Source organism: Mesorhizobium sp. WSM3224 (assembly GCF_000427725.1).
Classification (GTDB): domain Bacteria; phylum Pseudomonadota; class Alphaproteobacteria; order Rhizobiales; family Rhizobiaceae; genus Mesorhizobium.
Genome location: NZ_ATYO01000016.1, coordinates 73,394 through 93,857 on the forward strand (window position 1 = coordinate 73,394; position 20,464 = coordinate 93,857).

The 20,464-nt window shown below is 57.8% G+C and carries 17 protein-coding genes; 2 read left to right on the top strand and 15 right to left on the bottom strand.

Annotation, left to right across the window (positions count from 1 at the left end):
- Nucleotides 1-885 precede the first annotated feature (885 nt).
- The 9 genes from YU3_RS39540 to YU3_RS0122330 form a co-directional block, all read right to left on the bottom strand.
- On the bottom strand, nt 886-1,440 hold the full coding sequence (locus YU3_RS39540; RefSeq protein ID WP_348631182.1) for an AAA family ATPase: 555 nt from the start codon (nt 1,438-1,440) through the stop codon (nt 886-888).
- Nucleotides 1,331-1,951, bottom strand: a complete 621-nt coding sequence (locus YU3_RS41780; RefSeq protein WP_027168316.1) for an AAA family ATPase — start codon at nt 1,949-1,951, stop codon at nt 1,331-1,333. Before YU3_RS41780 ends, YU3_RS39540 begins: the two co-directional genes overlap by 110 nt.
- 139 nt (nt 1,952-2,090) lie before the next feature.
- Entirely contained in the window at nt 2,091-2,861 is a 771-nt protein-coding gene (locus YU3_RS37175) for an alkaline phosphatase family protein (protein WP_051334039.1), read from the bottom strand.
- 100 nt (nt 2,862-2,961) lie between these two features.
- Complete coding sequence (locus YU3_RS0122305) at nt 2,962-3,306, bottom strand: hypothetical protein (protein WP_198021697.1); 345 nt, start codon at nt 3,304-3,306, stop codon at nt 2,962-2,964.
- Between the two features lie 10 nt (nt 3,307-3,316).
- Nucleotides 3,317-4,186 carry a hypothetical protein gene (locus tag YU3_RS0122310; RefSeq protein WP_156913559.1) on the bottom strand — a complete coding sequence of 290 codons (870 nt, stop codon included), beginning with the start codon at nt 4,184-4,186 and terminating at the stop codon, nt 3,317-3,319.
- A 113-nt stretch (nt 4,187-4,299) separates the two neighbouring features.
- Nucleotides 4,300-5,100 (bottom strand): peptidoglycan-binding protein, encoded by an 801-nt coding sequence (locus YU3_RS0122315; protein ID WP_051334040.1) that lies wholly within the window; start codon nt 5,098-5,100, stop codon nt 4,300-4,302.
- Between the two features lie 51 nt (nt 5,101-5,151).
- Complete coding sequence (locus tag YU3_RS0122320) at nt 5,152-5,910, bottom strand: hypothetical protein (RefSeq protein ID WP_027168320.1); 759 nt, start codon at nt 5,908-5,910, stop codon at nt 5,152-5,154.
- A 128-nt stretch (nt 5,911-6,038) separates the two neighbouring features.
- Nucleotides 6,039-7,157, bottom strand: coding sequence for an alpha/beta fold hydrolase (locus YU3_RS0122325; RefSeq protein WP_027168321.1), 1,119 nt, complete (start codon nt 7,155-7,157; stop codon nt 6,039-6,041).
- A gap of 115 nt (nt 7,158-7,272) precedes the next feature.
- Nucleotides 7,273-8,826, bottom strand: coding sequence for a heme peroxidase family protein (locus tag YU3_RS0122330; protein WP_036259205.1), 1,554 nt, complete (start codon nt 8,824-8,826; stop codon nt 7,273-7,275).
- Nucleotides 8,827-9,218: 392 nt separating this feature from the next.
- On the opposite strand from YU3_RS0122330, the gene YU3_RS0122335 reads away from it, so the two are divergent.
- Together YU3_RS0122335 and YU3_RS0122340 are read left to right on the top strand one after the other, a co-directional pair.
- On the top strand, nt 9,219-10,532 hold the full coding sequence (locus tag YU3_RS0122335) for a YcaO-like family protein (protein ID WP_245273606.1): 1,314 nt from the start codon (nt 9,219-9,221) through the stop codon (nt 10,530-10,532).
- A gap of 26 nt (nt 10,533-10,558) precedes the next feature.
- Nucleotides 10,559-12,625, top strand: coding sequence for a BTAD domain-containing putative transcriptional regulator (locus tag YU3_RS0122340; protein WP_027168324.1), 2,067 nt, complete (start codon nt 10,559-10,561; stop codon nt 12,623-12,625).
- On the opposite strand, the gene YU3_RS0122345 is transcribed toward YU3_RS0122340, so the two are convergent.
- The 6 genes from YU3_RS0122345 to YU3_RS37180 form a co-directional block, all read right to left on the bottom strand.
- On the bottom strand, nt 12,587-12,988 hold the full coding sequence (locus YU3_RS0122345; protein ID WP_027168325.1) for a hypothetical protein: 402 nt from the start codon (nt 12,986-12,988) through the stop codon (nt 12,587-12,589). The genes YU3_RS0122340 and YU3_RS0122345 overlap by 39 nt on opposite strands.
- Before the next feature lies 1 nt (nt 12,989).
- Nucleotides 12,990-14,732, bottom strand: coding sequence for a peroxidase family protein (locus YU3_RS0122350; protein WP_027168326.1), 1,743 nt, complete (start codon nt 14,730-14,732; stop codon nt 12,990-12,992).
- 845 nt (nt 14,733-15,577) lie between these two features.
- The gene (locus tag YU3_RS0122355; protein WP_156913561.1) at nt 15,578-16,054 is read right to left on the bottom strand and encodes a hypothetical protein; all 477 of its coding nucleotides are present in this window, start codon (nt 16,052-16,054) and stop codon (nt 15,578-15,580) included.
- Nucleotides 16,055-16,686: 632 nt separating this feature from the next.
- Entirely contained in the window at nt 16,687-17,508 is an 822-nt protein-coding gene (locus YU3_RS0122370) for a hypothetical protein (protein ID WP_156913562.1), read from the bottom strand.
- Between the two features lie 206 nt (nt 17,509-17,714).
- Complete coding sequence (locus YU3_RS40730) at nt 17,715-18,467, bottom strand: hypothetical protein (protein WP_156913563.1); 753 nt, start codon at nt 18,465-18,467, stop codon at nt 17,715-17,717.
- Nucleotides 18,415-20,409 carry an ATP-binding protein gene (locus tag YU3_RS37180; protein ID WP_245273607.1) on the bottom strand — a complete coding sequence of 665 codons (1,995 nt, stop codon included), beginning with the start codon at nt 20,407-20,409 and terminating at the stop codon, nt 18,415-18,417. Before YU3_RS37180 ends, YU3_RS40730 begins: the two co-directional genes overlap by 53 nt.
- Nucleotides 20,410-20,464: the final 55 nt, after the last annotated feature.

Here is a 20,464-nt window from a genome sequence, read left to right on the forward strand (position 1 = left end):
ATAGTCCGCAGCATCAGCGCAAGTTTGCTCCCGATTCTTCATCGTGTTCCACGCAATTGGCGTGCCACCGAAGACGCTGCGCGCGAAAGGAGAAGACACGTGTTTCGTGCTGCGCTGGGCGGACTACTTGCGCCTCAGTGTATCGGGTTTCGAACATAGATGTCTTCAATCGGACACGGCTGACACGTGAACAGGGAACCTCGAACGACGACGGTCGCGTCTCATGCCAAATCGAACGTCTGTTCGACAATCTTGCCCATCGTCTCGGCGGGGACGATCCAACATCATCCTTGTGGGCGAAGCTCCTTCTTAATCTGTCCGTTGCTCAATTCGTGCCGATATGGGCCGGGGTTCCCGTGGCGGAATTCTGTCGCATCACTCCCCCACACAATGCGGGAGGTGCGCGAGTTGCGAGCAACTGCAATCTGGCGCCATACCGCGAGCCTGGCGACATCATGCCCAGGCGCGCCGACTCGACCACTTCTGGCCGCCCATAGTAGCGAGTGCGCCGCTTCGTAGAGAGCGGTACGGGCAAGCTCGTAGTCGCAGCGCCAACTCGATACTTGCCATTCAGTCCATTGTCTGCGCCGATCCGCTGCTGCACACATTCAGCATGGGGAGGCAACGCCCGGCCGCAGGAACAGCGAACGAGGCGAGATGCGGCATCGAAAGGAGCTGACCCGCGTCCATGACGAGACCGCTCTCTTACACGCTGTAAGGCGACTGCTCGCCGTGGACCTAGTAACATGGGTAGCGCTATCGAGCCAGGCCAACCCCATAGCGTTCGTCGACTCGCCAGAACCAGTCCTGATCGAGATCGACCTCGCGTGCCGCCTCTGCAATCGCATCGGCCGATCGGTGAATAGCGCATAGCAGAGTTCACCGTCATGGCGGGCACGGTAGACGAGCCGACAACACCGAGCGTTCAGCGAGGCTGCGATCATACTGATCCTGGGCTTCCACCCGTTCCGCCTCGAGTGCCTCGAATGTCGAGGCCAGGGTGTTGATCGTCTCCTTGCGTGACTTGAGTTCCGCGAACCGCTTCTTCAGCAGAGCGATTTCGGTGGTTTGGGCCTGTTTTCGGTGAAGCTTGTCTGCCTCCGTCTCAAGTGCGGCCAGCACATCGCTGGCATGCCCGAGCCCTGCGCTGGCGGTGAAGAGAAGCTTGCCGAGATCACCGCGCAATTCAAGGATCGCCTTGCCTCCTGCTTCGAGCGTCTCGTCATCTAGCGAGAACATGCTACTGTAGGCATCGCGGGACAACCCGGCAAGGTGAGCCGAAATGGCAATCTCGCTCAGCGGCCGGCCTTCGGCGTCGTGCAGTGAGTTGCTACGATGCGGGAAACGGCAAGCGTGCGTCCTCGAATTCGAGCGGCCCGCCGATGCGCATGGAGCTATATTCGTGCAGGAAACTGTAGCGGCTGCGCTCTTCAATGCCAAAGAGCAGATCTAGGTAGGCGGAGAGCGCGGTCGATTTTCCGGCCTCATTCAGCCCGAAAACGATATGCAGATCGGGACCGGAAACCGGCTCCTCTCCGAAATCGATCGCCTTATCGGTAAACTTGCCGTAGCGGGCCAATTCAAGGCGCCGCAGTCTCATTGCGCTGCACCTGGCCTTGAGCCTTGCCGTGACCAGGTCGCCGCCGCGTGCAAGCAAATCGTCAAGAAACTGTTCGAGCCCCGATTCATCCTTGCCCGCGAAACCGCGGGCATCTGGCGGCAGGTCCGCGATCGTCTTCAAAACGAATTCTCGTGCTTCGGACCGAAATGCTTCTGAGCCCGCATTGGCCACCATGGACTGGGCGAGTTCCAAAGTAGGATCGGCAACACTTCCCAAATCTCCGACGGTGGAAGCCGAAAGATCAAGCTCCAGCTTCTCCACCCATGTGTCGCACACCTGCTCGGCCGCCTTTGCGGGTTCCGTCTGTTTTGTAACAAATGGCCAGATCATACGCAGACGTTCCTAAAGGCCGGCAGGGCCGGAAGCTTCTATTTCAATGCTGAATTGACGGCTCCGATCAGCTTGATCCAGGCGTCACGCTCGGTCTGGCTAGGCTTGAACATGACCGACATGGCGGCCCCAAAGTCTACTACTTTTGCCAGATGCTACTGATCGCCGTTTTGACGACTGTGGCGCCCAGAGGCGCCGCGCTCTCGATATCCTCGATCGTTCTCAGCAATGTGTAGTGGTCGACTTTCTCAGCATAACGGCCGGGCTTAATACCGGCGCCGTAGAACACCGTGAATATGCGGTTCTCAAGACCATAATTGTCCTCATCAAAGGTAATAATCAATAAGCTGTTGTGACCGCGCGACCAGTTAGCATAGGTGCCCAGATGGGCCTTCAGCCAAGAATCGCCCTGCGCTACGGTGCCGTCATGCATGTCGTTGGCCAGGTTGGGGATGACGAAGCTAACCGCCGACAACCGTGCAAAGTCACGCGGAAATTCTGTCAGCGATTTTCCGGTCCCCTTGGCATCGGTGAAGGATTCCCATGGATTGTGCTTGCGCGGAGATCCCGCCTCGGCGTAGCCCGAGAAAGCTTTGCCGGCAGCGTGAAGTCGGGCGGCAAGGTTAGGCGCGGCGATTTCGTGAAAGCCATCGTCACGTATCCCGTAGGTCGAACCACTGAACAGCGCCAAGTAGTTGGGTTGGCTAGGATGAGCGACCCCATGCGAATTATAGAACAGCGCGCCGTCCTCCGCTAGTTTCTGTAGATAGGGAGCCGCGCCCGGCTGCACGATCTGATCGAAGGAATGGTTCTCCATGACGACGACTACAATGTGATCGTACTTCGGCGGCGCGCCGGCCGACGCGACCGCGCCTTGGTCCAAGACAATGCCGACAGCCAGGACCAGCATCACGGAGAACTGTTGCAGAAGATTACGACTTTGCCGACACACTCTTCCCCCTCTCGACGCCGCGGCATCACGAAGCAAGGCGCGCCTGAGCGAGCGTCCCCTATTGCGCCGACGGCGTGTCAATAATGATATTCTTATTGGCAAGAAAATCGGTCCCGAGTTTCTGTTTGAATTCCCCGAGCGCATTTTTCGGTACAATTGCAACAGTGCTGTCGGACCCAATGTCGAAGTTCGTCCCACTTTTCGGCATTATAGTGGTTTTGAAAGCAAGGCCATCAAGGTCAATGCGCTTCATGGTAGTTCCAGGAACCGGTCCTGGCACCAGCTGACCTCTGGCAGCGTAGCCATCCTCGAAACCTCGCCGATATGCGTCCTCGAGAGGATCAGCTTGAACATGGCTGGCGCTCACGATCACGCTGCTGACTATGAATATTGCTCTTCTCACCGCCATCCTCCTATCTGAGATCTTTCAAACGCTCTTCCATATGCTTCTGGAAGTCTGGAGACTCCAACATGGATGAGCTCGCTGTCGATAAGTCAGGCACTCCGTGATTTAGGAATACAGGAGCGTCATTGACTTGGATTGCATCGCTGCTCAGGTATACAACTCCACCGATCAGCGTCGCACCAAGGAGCGCAATAATCACCCCAGGCGAGCTTGAGGACAGGGCCCATCTGAAACTCCCCCAACTCGCGTCGTTTGTCGTGGATACGCTGTCAACTCGTGCCAGAACAAATACCGCGCCGAGCAACGCGATTATGGTTCCCGCGATTATCGCCAGAAATTGGGTGTATGCCCGCATGTATAGTGCCGAAATAGCTCGCTTGTTGCGCATGCTAAGACCGTCGTGCTCAAGGCCGAGTACAACGGTAGTGTTATCTGGTGTAGATGACGATAAAACTTTGCTGAAGTCCATCTGTGACTCATACGCCTTCGCGACATTGACGATTTTATCAAGGTAGATGAAACCCAACCCAATCATTCCAATTATTACTGCGGCACAAAGTATGCCAAACCACCTTACGGTGTCGACCTTAAAACGAAAGTCCTCCCTGGTTCGCAAAAGTTCGACGGCGTTGGCAACTGGCGGGCCGGAAGGAGTAATCTGAGAGACGATTGCCATCCCAGGAGGTTTCACATTCGGATCGATGCCTTGATCTGGTGCTTTTCCGTTTGTGGGCACCCCCTTATCAACTTCAATAGAACTGTTGGGCTCTGTCGATGGACTGTGTCCATCGACCAGATCATTTCGGAGAGATTGCTGCTGTTCACCTGCCAGCATAGATCCAGGGTCGCCTGTCGTTTTGAGTCCGTCAATTGTCACCGAAGGTCCCCCTTTGTCTGAATATCGCTTTCTGCGACCGCCGTTAGGAATAACAATCTCTGAAGTCTAATAGCGAGCCATTGTTAATGCAGGCGGACTGCACCTTTCTGTTGTCATCGCCACACCACGAAGTCCTTTCCGGTGTAATTCCGAACCCGTTCTAGCGCCTCATAGCCGTTCGAGCTGCCATCGTCGTTGGAGTTGCCTTCGCAGGTTTTGAAAGTCGCGTCTCCGCTTGCGGAGACAATGCCCATATGGGACCAATGCGTGGAGCTTGCACGGACGAGGAAAAAGCTGCCGGGGTCGATCCTGGCGCGCCCATCCGCGGTTTTGCTCTCTTTTTCCGTCAGGAAGGTTCCCGAAGCCTTGGCTCTGTCTACAACCGTGTCCACGCTAACAGACCGCTTCATTGGGAGAGGTTGGTTGAGCAAGTAGCAGGCCTGCTGCAGCATGAAGAAGCTGAACCCGGCGCACCAGAGCCATTCGGGCCCCTCCTCCCCATCCATATACATTCGAACCCAGGGTCCGCTGTTGGGTCCACCAACCTCGACGGGGTGTTGCGCGACGTGCTGGCGGGCGACGGCCACGGTGAGATCACCAATTGTGCGTCCTGCGGCTTGTATTGGGTTCAGTGCGTCGACGAACGGCAAAGTGAGCAGGTCATGCTCTGCCTGCGCATAGAGGCTTGTTGCCTGCAGACCCTTGGCTTGTTGGAAGTTCTTGAGCTGCTGTTGGGTGGCCGGGCCGAAATCACCATCGATGCGGAGCCCAAATCCAGCCAGATAGAGACGCTCCTGAACCCATTTTACCTGCTTCTTGGCACTGCCCGGTCCGATAGGTGCGGCCAGATTGAGTTCGGTGCCGAGACTGCCTGGCAGATAGGCACCGGGATCAAGTTTTCTTGGAGTGGCCATAGTCAGTCTCCTGTGTCGCGTCATCCAAATTGGCGGCCATACGCCCGCCGGTCACAGTGCACTGATCGCCGCAAGAACAGCTGGCGATACCCTCGGGCTGTCGGCATAGAAATGACCCTCGGTGATGGCACGGCTGTTAAGCTCCCTGCCATAGTCCGCGATTTCGGCCGGCGTAACGACATCGATCTCCCCAGCCATCGGGATGATCGCCTTGCCCTGAGCCGGCGATGTCCATGCACCCATTCCCCGCGCAGTTGCTTTGGCAGGTGTCCCTCCATTGATGTTTTGCCGTCGCCCGCTGCTTGCGGTCCACCTCCAGTAGGTTTGCGGAAAGAGCGCATCGCTCGCCGCAAAAAATTCCGACCAGGGGATTTGAGGCTTTCCGGTCGACGCCGGATAAATGCATCCCGACGTCGTGCCGAACCGGAAACCGGCAGGCGCGGCATCCTTGATTGTTGCACAAAATGACTGCGCAAGATTCGCCAAACCCGCGCGGTTCCAATCATTGCTGGCACCCGGACTGTCTGACTCCGGATCCACGATGTAGCCCTTCAGGCCAGCAGGGATTAGAAGCGTAGCGACCTTGCTGGCCTCCGCCATCGCGGCATGAGCATTAGCGGAGGGCCATCGCCATGCATAAACGTCAAAGCCTTGGCTGCTCAGCGCGGCAATGGACTCTGGAAGGCGGTTGGTGGATGTACGGATGCAGAGCGTGTTGATGCCGGCGGCGCGGGCATGCTGGCCAAACTGGTTCTCGATGGCCAGCGTATCCATGTTGACAATCCAGAGTACTTTTCTGCTCAAAGCCATTGGACACTCCTCTAATATTAGCGGTCCTTTCATCCAGGCGCCGCTCGGGTTGTTGATGTATGCAATCTGAGCTGGCAGACCTCTGGCGTTTGCAGATGCCAAGGCTCCCGACGTCGCCGTCCGACCATTCATACCGGCTTGATGCGATAGCGCCCGTGCGAAACGGCAGTCCGGTTCCTAACTTTGTTTTGTGGAACCCCCTTAAGTACCTGGACGATGTCGTTTCGAACCACCGGGAAAACGCGGTAGTATTGGTGTTCTTCCGGATCCTTGTTGAACGAGGTCACATCCGAGCAATCGATGGCGGAAACCTTGTCGCTGATGGTTGCCATATTGTCGGGGCCGTCGCTCCCCAGCCGCGGGCCATTGAATTTCGTCCTGTCGCTCAGAGTGTTCAGGACCCAGTCCTTCAATGAGTGGTATACGGAAACCGACTGACCGAGCCTGGGCAGGAATTTGAATTTTGCTGGATCATCAAAGGCGTCGGCATCCTCGTCGGCCGCAGCGAGCACGATCTTGTCGAATGTTCGCCTTAGCACCGAAGGGTCGGGCAGATGCTGCGGGAGCGGCACCATGTCCGAGACAGCGTCGTCTGGCTGGATGGCTACCGACGGGTTGGGCAGCCGCATGAGCGCCTGCAAGGCGTTGCGAAGGACGTAGTTGCCCATGCTGTGGCACAGCAGATGGATGCTTTGGTCGCATGCCGAATTATCGCCGAGCAAATCCACATAGTCATGCAGGCGCCGGATCGTGCGGGCAACGGCGGGACCCGATGCAAGTGCGGTTTTCCTGTCATGCGCGTAGTCGGCGTAAGGCAGAGGAAAGCCGAGAGGCGAACCACGTGACGGCCATGTAAACACGAACATGTTGGCGTCCAGACCGTAAAAGGCTGAAATCCAACCAGCGCGCTCGATCGCGTCGGTGAAGCTGTTGCTGAACCCATGGATGAAGGCGATCGTCGGCCGCCGGGACGTTCTCATGTCGTTCCGCAATGCGTCGAAGATCGTGGTGCTGCCCAACTGCGGCTCGCCGCCTTCAGGAGGAATGAGCTGCTCGTCCGCCACCTGTAGGGATCCGGCGACGATCGTGTTCGTGCGCGCATCAAGATCAACGTCGACGTCGGCGCTGCCATAACGGACGTTAAGGCCACCAACCGGCCCGAGATCGTCTTCGAACCTGGTGATTCTGCTGCTGCCCGGGGCGGTATAGGGCTGGCGATTGGTCGCGAAATAGACTTTGACCGACATGTCTTGCCTCTGCAATTACATCTTTGGACTGGGCCTGAGGGGAACGCGAACAGCCATGGCTTAGACATTGGTACCCGAAGAGCGGCGGTCACTTGTCCCGCCGCCGAGCGGGTTCCTACCGGTAGTGCAACGGTGGGCCCATGCCGAGCCCGTATGAGACCAGATCCTTGAGTCTGAAGCCCACCCCGCTCACGGGCTTCCACAAAGGATCGAGCGACAGGTAGGATCTGCCGTCGCCAAACAGCAATCCAAGGAAGACCTCCGCCACGATCCGGCCGCCAACTGGTCCAAGCTGCGGCGTCGAGCGCGTGCCGCCCCCTGTCACCGGAATTGGAACGTCGGTCCTGTTTGCCGCCGCCTCGGCAAGAACATAGGTCCAAAGCGGACAGTTGCCGGCAAAGGCGTTGCCGTCCCCACCGCGGGCGTTGACCGCCTCTATGATGGGGCCGACGACATCTCCATCCTCTGGAGCGTCCACTGCCTTGCCGATAAGGATGGCTTCGTCGGTCAACGGCTCGATGCGCATGGCGCGCGCAATGCTCTGGCCGGACGGCAGGCCGAGCAGCCAGCCCCGCAGGAGGTTGCGCTCACCGAGCGAGGCCGGCGGATCACCCGCCACGGTTTTCGGCAAGTCGTGCAGGAAGCCTACCAGGGACGTGTCGATTCTATAGGCAAATTGCAGGCGACGCTTGTTTGCCGGGTCGCTCGTGTTGGAATCTGTTCCACCGGCACGCACGTCAACGTCAATAAATCGGCCCCAATCCAGCGCGCGCCCTGGTCTCATCGTCTGAAACCCGGTGAGAGCTTCTTCGCGCGGTTCGTCAGCTCGCGGGAAGATCGGCAGCAGTTTGTCGTTGTTCAGCCGATAGCCGGGCCTAACCATCGAATGGCCAAGTCTGTAGGCAGCGACCGAAAACTCCACCGGCATGAACGGCAGGTTACGCCAGTGGAAATACCGCAAGAGCTTTTGATCAAAGTGGCCGTCGGTCCTGAGGGCGTGGAGGACGGGCCCCGAAACAATCCGGGGCAGAAAATCGTTCACGACAACATATTGATAGTGGAAACGGACAAGCTGTTGAATGGCTTCAAAGTCCAGACCCGGATTGTCGTCAACCATCCGGTTGTGCATCTCGAGCATCAGCCCCTGTAGCTGCGACACGAGACTGTTCTCGTCGTTGCGCGGGTCGCCGATGATGGCTCGTCCGCCGACGCGGGCCAGATCGTGACCAGAGTGACCGCCCGCTCCCGTCAATGGCTCCCCATGCCTGAATCGGCCCTCGCTTGTGTACATGTATGGCTGGTCGGCCGGGCCGCGACCATAGACGTTGTCCAGGTTGAAGCTCGGCGTGCGGAAATCCACCAGGCCATCCGGGTCGAGCGATTTGCGTAGGGTGCTGACTGGGTCGAAGGTGATGTCGTGATCCACGAACTGTCCAAAATAGGTATAGAGCGCAGGTATGCCACTTTCCTCGGCATCGAGCCCATCTTTCGGTTCGTCAATGCCAGCAGACATGGCCGAGCCGAGTGCCTTGAGGTTGCGCCGGTTCTGTGCATCGTTTTCCCCGAACGTTGCGGGCGCCAGATTCCGGAACATACGGCCGAAGCGGCCTTCGAACAGGGGCGATCGTGTCGCATCAATGCCCCGGGGCGGGGTGCCATGCGTTCCCATTTTTGGATCTCCCTGTCTTGTCGGTTGCCTGATTGCAGAATGGCTTTGTGTCGAAGAACCCGCCTTCGCCCTTCCCAGCGGGCCGCGAGGCACAAACCGGCCCGCTCCGGTCATGGCCCCGCGGCGGCGCTCCGGGAGGATACGCGTTCGCGCCGATCTTCAGTCGTCTCCGATCGACCCGTTTTGGAAGGTCCAGCTCCGAGATGGCCTTTCGGAATTGACCATTAGACCAGCTAGCGTGAAACCAGCGTGAGATGACGGCGACCTTTGGCTCTTGTGGCTTTGCGCTACTCGGATCGCATTCCACGCAATGTTTTGTTGGCCCCATCAGTCTTGTTAGGCAAAAGTGGCAGACAATAGGGGAACGGATTCTTTACAGCGAGGATCGTGGATTGACAGCCGTTAATGCATTTGAACTGGCAGTGCGATTTTTTTCACACCCGCAAGATTTGGCGCCTGAGCAGGCCGCAATGGCACGCGGGCTGCTCAGCTCGCTCGGCTATCTCGACTTGGATGATGCAAATCCAGGGCAGGTGGAGGCAGACAACCGCCAAAGGTTACTGTCCGCTGCCGCAAGCTTCGGCAATCTGTTTCGCTTGCATGCACGCCACGCGCCAGGGCTGTACTTCTTTGGGGCGCAGGTACAGCGCAACTGGGGAGATTCGGTCTTGTCCACCTCCGCCAGCTTCAGTGGTGTCGGTCTCACGCCTGCGCGAGCATTCGAAGCGTGCATCGGCGAAGGCGTCGAATATCATAGCGAATGGCAAGTACCACACGGGACGAGGACCCGCGCGGATATGCCAAACGGTGTAAGTCGTTGGGAGGACGCTCGCCTAGCTGAACACCTGGACGACTTCCGTGTGCAATCCGGCTTCGACGAAAGTGCCCGGTGGGTGCCCGCCCGCCGCATCGACGACGGCCGGCAGGGCTATTTGCCTGAGACACTTTTCATCCGCAGCGCAAGCCGAGGCGCTTGGGCAACCAGTTGCGGATGCGCCGCAGGGATCACCCACCAGGCCGCCCTGACCTCGGCGCTTTTGGAGGCGATCGAGCGCGATGCGGCAGCCGCTTGGTGGCGCAGCAGACGCGGCGGCCAGTTGATTGGACTGGAAGCGCTTGCCAGCGCGGGCGTGCTCGATCTGCTTGCCCGCATCAGGCAGGCAAGGCTCGGGAGGTGCACACAGTTTCTCCACATATCGGCCGAGTTTCCGGCGCCTGTAGTCGCGGCGATATCCTTTGACGCAGATGGGCGCAACCAGGCAGTTGGCCTGGCTTGCAGGCTCGACGCGGGCGACGCCCTGAGAGCCGCGCTGCTCGAAATGTGCCAGATGGAATTAGCTCTCGACGTGACAGCAATGAAGCGCAGGGAACAAGGTGATGAGAGGCTGGGCGAGAGCGAGCGCCTGCAGGCGGAGCGCTCCGTGATGTTGAGCGCCGCCGACACTGATCTCGTCTCACAACTGTCCAGCGGACTACTGGCGAATAAAAATGATGAGAAGGGCTCGAATTTCGTATCCTTGGTTGGCGAAATGCTTAAAAAGCAATACCGCATATATGCTGCCGATCTGACAACGCCAATGTTTGACATTCCCGTCGCCAAAGTCTTCATTCCCGGGCTTCAGCCCTTCCCGTCGCCGTTCCAGTCACGCCGGCTTCGTTCCCTGATTGATCAGGCCGGCCCGAGCGGCCGCGCCGATCTCATCTAGATTGAGGCGGAGAGCTGCGGACAAAGATGATCGAGTACAAATCCCCAACGAGGACTGCGCCGCAGATCAGCGTCACGACACTTGACAAAGTCGCGCTGAGCCAATTTGGACGGGACATCGCGTTGCGAAACCGTAAGTCTCGCGCCGTCCTTGCGTATCTAGCAATGAGTCCTCATGGCTTTGAGACACGCGAGCGTATCTGCGGCTTGCTCTGGAGTGAATCGGACGAAGAGCGGGCAAGGGCCTCGCTCAGGCAGACCGTAGTCGATCTCAAGGCCTGCCTGGCCGAAGTCGAAGGGGTCTTCTTTGGAGACCGGCTCAACGTGACGCTGAAGCAGTCGCTCGTCACGGTGGATGTGAGTGAGATCAGGCACGATCTGAATACTGGCCGGATTCCACCCGTCCTTCTGGAGAGGCAACGTGTCGCCGAAAGCTTTCTCAATGGTCTGGACGACATCGACCCTTCGTTTCGGAATTGGGTTCTCGTCCAGCGGCAATGTCTTCAGGATGAATTCATCGCATATCTGGAAGCGATGGCCAAAGCCGCGGCAGACTGGCAAGCGCTGAAGCGAGCCGGACAAGCCCTGCTTAATCTCGATCCGACGAACGAGATCGGGTGCCGGGCAGTTATGGAAGCGTCGGCTCGCATGGGCGACCAGGCAACCGCCCTGAGGGCCTATAAGGGCCTTTGGGACCTGCTTGAAACAGAGTTCGACAGCGAACCTTCTGCCGCCACGCAGGCGCTGGTCAGTGACATCAAGCTCGGCACGGTCGGCTGCACGGACAGGAAGTCTGGAACCGCAATCGCCGCTGAGGCATTCGGGTCGCAGGCGCCACGGCTGCAAGAGTCCACCGCCGGCGTGCTGCTGTTCGTGCGGGAATTTGAATTGGTGAGCGGTTCCGTCCGCGCGCGCAACGCGGTGCGTATTTTCCGCAGTGAACTGGTGGCCTCGTTGGTGCGATTCCGCGACTGGGCGGTGATGGAATGGGAGGGGCATCCGCCCCGCCTCACTGAGAATGCCTATTGCATCGAGGCAACCACGTTTCTTGACGGGCCGACATTGCGCGTCAGTATGACGCTCAAACAGCTCGCGTCCGGGCGCTACATCTGGAGCGAGCAATTCGTCATCGAGAACAGCCAGTGGTACCAGACCCAACAGAGACTCATCCGCCGCATCTCGGTCGCGCTGGGTGTAAGCATGTCGTCAGAACGGCTGGTTCAGATCGCCAGCATCCCGGACCTGTCGCTGGAGCAGTTCGACCGCTGGCTGAGAGCGCAGGAACTGATCTTTCAGTGGCGCCCCGAGTCAGAGGAACGGGCCGAGGCGCTGTTCAGATCAATCATTGCAGAGTCGCCACAGTTCGCTGCCGCTCACGCCGGCTTGGCCGGCATCATCAATTCGCGGCATCTGATTTTCCCTGGCATCGGCCGTCGGCGCGAACGCCATGCGGAAGCGCTGAGGTTTGCCAAGCAAGCGACCAAGATCGATCCGATAGACTCTCGAAGCCAGCTGCATCTGGCGTGGTCGTACGCCATGAATGGCATCCCGCAGCAGGCGGCCATCAGCTTCCTTCTGGCCTGCGAACTCAATAGCAATGACCCTTGGACACTGGTCTCTGCGTCTCTAGGACTTGCTTATTGCGATGATCGCGAGAACGCCCACCGCATAGCGAATTTGGCGTTGCAGACCGGGCTCGGCGTTTCGCGGCTGCAATGGAGTTATCAGGCAGGCGTGCGGTTCCTGCTTGGCGACTATGCCGGTTGCGTCGAAGCGGCCGAGCGTGCCGCCGACAGCGTGTCCTATATCGGCGGCTGGAAGGCTGCGGCTCTCGCCCTGCTGGGGGACGAGAGGGCCGCGCACGAAGAAGCCGACCGATTTTTGGCACACCTGAAGACAGAGTGGTTTGGGTATGCGCCTCCAGAGCCAAGCAACGTCGGCACGTGGCTCTTGGACAGCTTTCCGATCTCCAGTCCAGAGGCGCTCGAGACACTGCGCCGAGGGCTGGCCGGGGCCGGCATTGTCATCAGCCATGTTCTGTTGCCGGGGGATGCTCTATCGGCAGCCCCGAATGGTGTAGTCGGCGATGCGTGAATAAAAGAAGCTGTCGCGGTTGAACGGCACCTTTTCGAGAATGGCATCGAAATAGAATTCGGGAATGCCGTAGTCGCCCATGCCGCCTTGTTCGGTCTGGAGCTTCTTTTGCGATTGCGTCACCTGGTTATTAGGCGGCAATCGCAGGAAGAACACGTGGTCGTATCCCTGAACAATCTGAATTTCCTTGTAGCGCTCGGGCACGACGACGAGTCCATCCAGTTGCGCCTTGAACTCGGCCAAGTCGCGCGGGCGGGTGCTCGGATCCTGTGCCCATTGCACCACCTTGCGGCCGGTTGCCTCGAAGTTAAGGGTTTGGATCGGTTCGGGAAAGGCGTCCAAATTGTCGACAGGGTCGGCCATGTTAAGCTCCAGGAGTTGTGGACGGGCTGATAAAGCGGGGCCAAGCATTGCTCAAATTGAGTGTATTGGCGACGAACAGGATTAGATCGGGCATCGTTCGCGGAATGCCTGCGGGAAACAGCCGGGAAACGAGGTCCTGCGTGATCGGGTCGTCTTCGACTGTGGCGCGCGAGGCGGCAAACCTTGCCATGAAGACATCGCCGACAATTACCGACCCCGTAGTACCGAAACAGAGCCCGCTCTGCTCGATCGCGGCCTCAAACAGCAACCAGAACAACAGCGGAGGATTTTCGGCCAATTCAGCCAACTCAGCCGCTGTGAAGGTAACGGTCGAACCTTGGAGCCACGATTGAATCGCCTGGCTCCGTTTTTTCGCCTCGCTGAGCAGCGGTGCGGTTGCAAGCACGGCCTGCGGCAGCTTTTCGATCAAGGCATCAAGCCTGAGAAGGCCGCCAATTGTGCCTCGTACCAAATCGCTGAACAAAAGTCCGGAAGCATTTGGATCAGGCAGAGCCCCCCTGTCGACTTCATTGAGCAGACCCGCCGCAGTGGCGTCGAGTGCTTTGGAATCGGGGCCAACGCTAAGGATCGGCATGGTGTACGCGCTGAGCAGAACTTCGTTGACGGTCGGCCCGATACGTCGACTGAACTGCGGTGTGGACCCCGCAATTTCGAAGAAATGCGACCAGTCGGCGACCCAATGTTCAGAGACCGGGAACTTGTGCGGACGCGATGAGGAGCGATTGAGTAGCACATTCTCTAGCCCCTCCCCTTCTGGATGTTGGTCGTTAAACACATAAGAAAGCCTGATCATGGCGTGGCCCAGGCGAAATGCCGCGTGGGAAAACTCGATGGGGACGCCCTGCGGCTGCATGTCGACCAGCGGCCTGAATCCACTTGCCTGGTAGAGGTCCCATATTGGCTTGGCGATGAGGCGCGGCAGCAGGTCATTTTGCAGTACGCTGCGGTAAACCGCCGTCGTCACGCGCCGTGCCCGGTCGAAAAGAAATGCACCGGCCGGTAGTTCAATGTCCTGTCTAGGCAGTCCACTCGCGCTAAGTGCGGCCGCCACTGCATTGTGCAGGTGTAGGAAAAGTGCCGTCATCTGCGCAATGTTGGCATTGTCGTCGCTGCGCTGATCTCCGACCAAGACATCCGTTCGTCCATTTTCGAAACCGTCGCTAAGATCGGCCGGTTGGAATCGCGGCAAGTCGCGCAAGGTAAAGGGACAGGCGCCCGCGGGCATCGCCATGGCACTCGGCGAAGGCGGTGCCATCGGCCCGGTCCGCATTATCGACCTGACGACGTCGCCAACCTTCGGCAAGGCATACAAACTGGGATTCGATGATGGTCCTTCGCCGTAAAGCACGTCGAGCAGGAGTGCCTGCTCGCGCTCGTTGCGACGACCCGTCTCGTTGGCGGCAAGCAGAGGATTGAGCGAGGAATTGCGGATGATGTCGTGTGCGGCCAATTGGGCGAGATAGGTATACCCGGCTGGAATATGTTCGTTGGTTGTGTCGGCACCTGCGGCCGGTGGCGCGCTCATTCGGCGCAGCAGCTTGGCAAGCAGGCACTGAGTGACCCAAGGCGTCTCCAGGCCATGATAGAGCTTAGCTATTTCCGCGCCGCCCGCAGAGCCAAAGTTGCGGAACTGGACCTGCCGCGGATCGATAGCGCCGGCGATGCTTTGAAGTCCGCCCGTCAGAGTCGGCCCGGCGGTGTCGGTCCCGCGATGAGCATTCATGCTTTTCTCCCCAACCCTCGGGCTCTTCTTTCATACCCGCCGTGAAGCCAGCGTGAAATGCTACTGATTTCGCGGCGCCGCCACGCAGTTCGTTCGCCGCGTGTCAGCGACCACTTAATGTCGGGCGGGCTAGAGAGGCAAGGGCCCGTCAGCGTGTTCCGCATCCCGGTTCTTCAAGTTGCTGCAGGCCTGAGATTTCGCGGAAAGAAGGCATTCTGTATAGAAGACACAGATAATCATGAGATAGCCAAAGGAAGGGACAACCTTCTGAAGGCTAACGTCTAGGTAAATGCACTGACCCCCTCGGCTAGTTTTTCTTGGGTTCCGACCCCTTTGCAATATCATTGGGGACCTCCGGCGTAGGCATTGGTGCGGCTCCCCCTGTTTGAGAAAGAACAAAACTCCAAGCGCATAGACCACCATGCTCTGCAATGGGCCAATCCACAGGTCAGAGACTTACAATGCCGCAACTCGAGAAGGCGCCTCTCCTCCTATTTGATCGGGAAGGAATGGTTTAACCAATACAGTAAGAATCAATACAGTCATATAGAAACAAGACACTCCGCGCGAAAGCTTGAAATACGTGAGACGCACCACGGGCTGCTTGGCTTCATAATCCTCCAAAGCCTCTTTTGCGAATACACTGAGGATCAGTGCCAAGGTGGGCAGAAAGTTCGGGAGCGCCCAACTCCAAGCAGCTTGAGTTTGAGTGCGTAAGCTCCTCCAAAAGACTGCGCAATGAGAACAAGCACCAAAAACCCTGAACCGACGAACCATATTATGGCAAGGTTCCATCTGACTTGTTCTAGGGATATCAACTTGTTCATTCGCCTCCTCCTGCTAGATCATTGGAGTCTGAGTCCGGCTCGTGCGAGATGCTCGGCGCCGAGCAGATGGCTGTCAGCAACGAAGACGGCGATTCCCGGGGTTTTCTGGAACTCGTAGACGTAAGCAAATGTTCTAAACACTGGAAAGTAGGATATCTCCGGCAGATCAACCATGTCTGGGGCACCCTCCCGTATCCACGCTTGCGTCATGGACATGTTGGCTGTCGATTCACTGGGCGGCACAAACCTACCGTCCACGAAAAAAACAATCACCCGAAACCGTCCCCGCGGCATGGTGATCAAGGCCCGGAGATAGGCAACTAAAGAGAAAGAATCGAGATGGATAGCAACCGCAGTGTTGCATCGATCGGTTGCGGGACTGCCGTCATCATTTATGTGTTCCATCTGAGTCACGATGGCAAAACCGCAATCAAGTCGAAAAAAAGATTTGGAGAAATAGCCGATCGACCAAATCGGACTGGAGATGCCTGGCAATCATTCCCACCGTGATATCTCTTCTGAATTCTGGGCCCCAGTCGATATTAGCGATCGCAGAAGGGGCAGGAATTTTGTCCGGAAAGGGCGGTAGATTAAGGAGTTGAAATTGCTCACAGGTCGACAGGACCAGTGGGGGCGAGGGCGGTCGAGGCTTCTGCCCGAGTGGCGCACGTTCGAGAACGAGAAACGCGTTTGCCAAAAGGATGGTAATGCTTGCCACTGCCGATCCGAAGATCCAAAAGGAAGGCTGGCGATTCATCACCTTAACCGCAACCCCGGCAATGATTATCGTAACCACTATCCACGGATCACTTCGCGCAACCCATCCGGGTTCGAAAGCAGAATGTCTTTGACGGCAGCGCTGGCGGTCTTACTCTCAGCCTTGGTCATGGTGGCGTTCCTTCGCGGGAATCACGTGACGTGAACAATCACCAGCCGGCCATAACCGCCCTCTCTCAGCGAATTTGCAGAACTCTCAGCACACTACCTACGGATGTCAGCCATGCAACCGGCCTCGTGGCGAACAGCGGGTGTCAAGCTGCAAGCTCCTTCGCGGGGAACCGGCTGCAACGTAGTGAAGCTGGGCGGAAGGCAGCTTGCAGTGCGGTGGGCAGCGCCCCAGGCCCTACTTAACGTTCGGGTTGGTAGTACCGACTGCCACTCTCTAGCAACTGTTGCCCAAGGCGTGACAGCCGGACGTTGCTGATACGTCTCATTATCGGTCCAAAAAAGGCCATTGCGGACGCAAGCGCTAAGGTGACTGCCAACGGCACGCTCAATGCTGCGATCAGCCTACTCATTCCTGATGCGCCTCCTTCGCCGATCTGTACCGTTAGGAAAGGTGGAATGACGAAGCCCGCCATGACGGCCGCTACGACGAACAAAATTGAGCTGGGTAGCCTATCACGAACCTCAGGGCGCCAATCGAAGAGAACAAGCAAACCAAGTCTCTGAAACCTTGCCGATCGTATGGGGTCAAGAGTCTCGCCCGGGAACCACTCGGTCGACATTTCAAGGAGGGCTTTGGCGTCCCCCCTGTTCATCTGCTTCAATGTGGCGACCAGCTCTTCGGTATCCTCGTCGTTGTAGATCCGCCCCAAAATCCCCTGCCAAAGGGCAGCTAGATCGTCTTCGCGTTCTGGATCGATCTTCTGAGCCTCCTCCGCCCAATCGAGCATTGCGGCGGCCTGGCGTTCTGTCGGTTCGATTATCTCGGTTGCGATGTGCTCGATGGTTTTGACCTTCTCGACGTGCTCAGCAACGTTCTTTGCACGTTTAGCGTCGACCCATTGCTTCATGCGCTCGCCCCAGTAATCCCCCAGCACGCCGAAGGCAGGGCCGAGCAGTGCTGTGAAAGGCTTGCTGTTGGCGACGTTGACCAAGGCACCGGCAACTCCCGGAAGACTAGAGCCTTCTTCCTCTTCCGGTTCCGTCTTAACTTCCCCCACCATGTCCTCCTCCATTTGTCTGGCCGCATGATTCCAGCTGCGCCTATACTTGCAGCTGAGTAGACGAAAATCCAACACGACTGAAAACCGGCCAAAACGCGGCCGCGATGGTCGGCCATCTGTTTCGAGTACGAAACGCCGCCTGCATTTCTCGCTCCGGCTTCGTGAGTAAAAGAAAAGCTCTGCGGTTACTTGGTGCTAGTTGAATATCAGAGACACGCGGCGCTTTTTTCCTCACGCCTCGGCTTGCTGACTGCGTTCAAGTCACCGCACTTTGCGCCGGTCGCTGTAAGCCGGATGGAAGGCGCAATCGCACGCGAAAACGCGATATTCCAGAAAATGCGAATGCGCAATATGTCGTTGTCACCGTAAAGGAACAAGACCTTGGAGCCCAGAACTTGCGAATGTGGTTGGCCCGGCCGGCAGCCGCCGATACGTAGGCCGCCGCTCTGAATGATCAGAGCCGTTACCGCAGCTTTACTGATCGCCCCGGCCTCCGGAGAAGAGCGAAACACAAGTTCGATCTCAAGAGGAACGAGCTCGTTATCCACCAGGCCCTCGATCTCCTCAGCCAGAATATCCGCGTCCAGTGGTTGGACTCGGTCGGCTGGCCCCCAAACACGAAGGTCACGAAGACAAGCAAAGACATCCCGCCACGGCGTCAGGCCCTTTGGCAACACCCGGCCTGCCACCCACATGCGCCGTAGTGATTCGATTTGTCGCACCGCCCGCAAGTCTGGCACGAGCAGATAGGCCACGGGCGCCTTGTCCCCATCATTGGGGAGTTCAAAACGTGGGGAAGCCTCTCGATTTTGATCCGCTTCGCAAAGGCTTGCTTCCAGATCAAGTCGCCTAACGCCATTCACCACCCTGCTGGCAAAGACGAAGGCCAGGCAAATAACCCCGGATTCATTCGCCAGGATCGCCTTGGGTAACGATTTTTTCCTTGCCGGCTTTGACAATGGACGTCTTCAGAAGCGCGATCTTCTGCTCGATTTCTTCTGCCGATACCTCGACCCGTAGGCGCTCCTGAATGAAGTTCAGCCGACCCTCACAATCTCGGACGATTTCGGCCCAGGTTCTCACCCAGACCCTGTGGTTCTCCTTGTCGAGGAAGAGACCAATTGGTCTGGCCGTCTGCGTGACCCGGTCCTTCACATAGTCGTCGTATTCCGTCGTCACCAGGTAAAAATTCCAGACGGTGGACGTTGTCGAAAAGTCGGGTTGTTCGACTAAAGCGCGGACATAGTCCTCGAGCTGATCCAGTTCCTTGCGGGTAACTTTCAGTGACGGTCGTTTCAGCTCGATGAGGATAAACTCGCGGTGACCGGGTTGGGCATGGGGCACCATCCTGCCCATAAAGGAATCGATGCGGCCAATCTTGCCATCGGGCTTACGGCCCCTGCTGTTCCGGGACCGAGCTTGGCCGAGCTCCTCCGAAACACGCGACATAATTTTCGTCAGGCCCGATTCCTGCATCGTGAAATGGAAATTTTCACCAAAGATCCAGGTGTTCTCGCCGACGAGAACATCGAGTTCGCCGCGCTCCTTGATGGTCGACCGATGCTTGGGGTCGAAGACCATCTGGCAAAGCACCTGCAATGTGACGACACGCTCGGCAATCAGGCTCGACGCCGAGATGATATGAGACAGTTGCGTCCGTTCCAGAAGGTCGGAAAAGTCGTCCTGTTTGCTCTTAGGTAGGTTGAAGACCGCCCGCAGGATCCGCGTTACCGATTCCGGATTGTGTGCCAAGGCTTCCTTGAGTAGGCCCAGGGCTATCTTCTTGAGAGCATTTTCGGCTTTCTTGAAGTCGCGCGAATAGGACTGGACCGCATGGGTGGCGATATCGAACACTTGTCGTTCACGCCTCTCGATCTCATCTTTTGGATCGCCCTCATAGGGATAGACGCCGGCTTCCTTCAACGACTGGATCAATTCGCTTGATTTTTCGGCAGCACGCTCCCTGAAGTAATCGCCGACCTCATCGCGGATATAGTCGACCACGCGGGTGAAGTCAGGATCGCCGAGGCCATCAAGTTCAAGCAGGTTGGCGTTGGCGACCTCCTGAAAGAAGGGCGAATAGGCATATACGGAGAACGAGTAGTCCGGCGCCGTGACATTTGCAGGAAGCGTACCCAGGACCACTCCGGTTTCTCCACCAAAGTGGATTCGCCGGGCGGAAACTTTCGACTTCCATTCTATGACCTTCAAAGAGAGGTCGCTGATAACGCGGGTAGCGCCGACAACTGACTTGGTCTTGAAGTCATGCGACCGCTCGATAGATGCCTTGGGGTCGACCGGCATGCCATCGTAGCGGATCTCGATACCCGGGTACTGAAGCACGTAGGGTGCAAAGGTTGCATTGAAATCGGCCCGGGCCTCCTCCCCCGTTAGCCAGTCAAAGCCTTCTTTCAGATTTGTAAGCTCGACGACGGTACCGGTTTCCTTCGCCACCACTTCGAGGGGCTCCGATACTGTCCCTGTATGGAGTCTGTTGGAATCGACCGAGATCGACAGGGAAAAGCGCGTGCCATCGCTCTCATAAACCGTGTTCCAGCTTGCCTTTTGGGCCAGCGAGAAGAACTTTAGACGACCTTGCCCTTCCTTCCCATGAATGGCCCGCGCGTGAACCTTCGTTTGCCGGGTCTGACGCTTCCAGGATTCACCCAGACTATCGAAATCATGCTCCGCGCGATCTCTCGATATCCCGAGCCCGTTGTCGGAAATGACGATGGACTGAACGCCGCCAAGCGGATTTCGCGGGAAATCGACTGAAACGTTCGTCGCGTCCGCGTCCAGCGCATTCCAAACGAACTCGGCGATAGCCTTGACCGGATCGCGGGTGCTGGCGACCTTCTCCAGATGGTCGTGCTTTGCCTTGAGCGTAATCGTCGACATCATCCCCCCTAGTTGAGAGCACCAAGCAGATAAGCCGAGGGGCTGTCAATGACAGCTG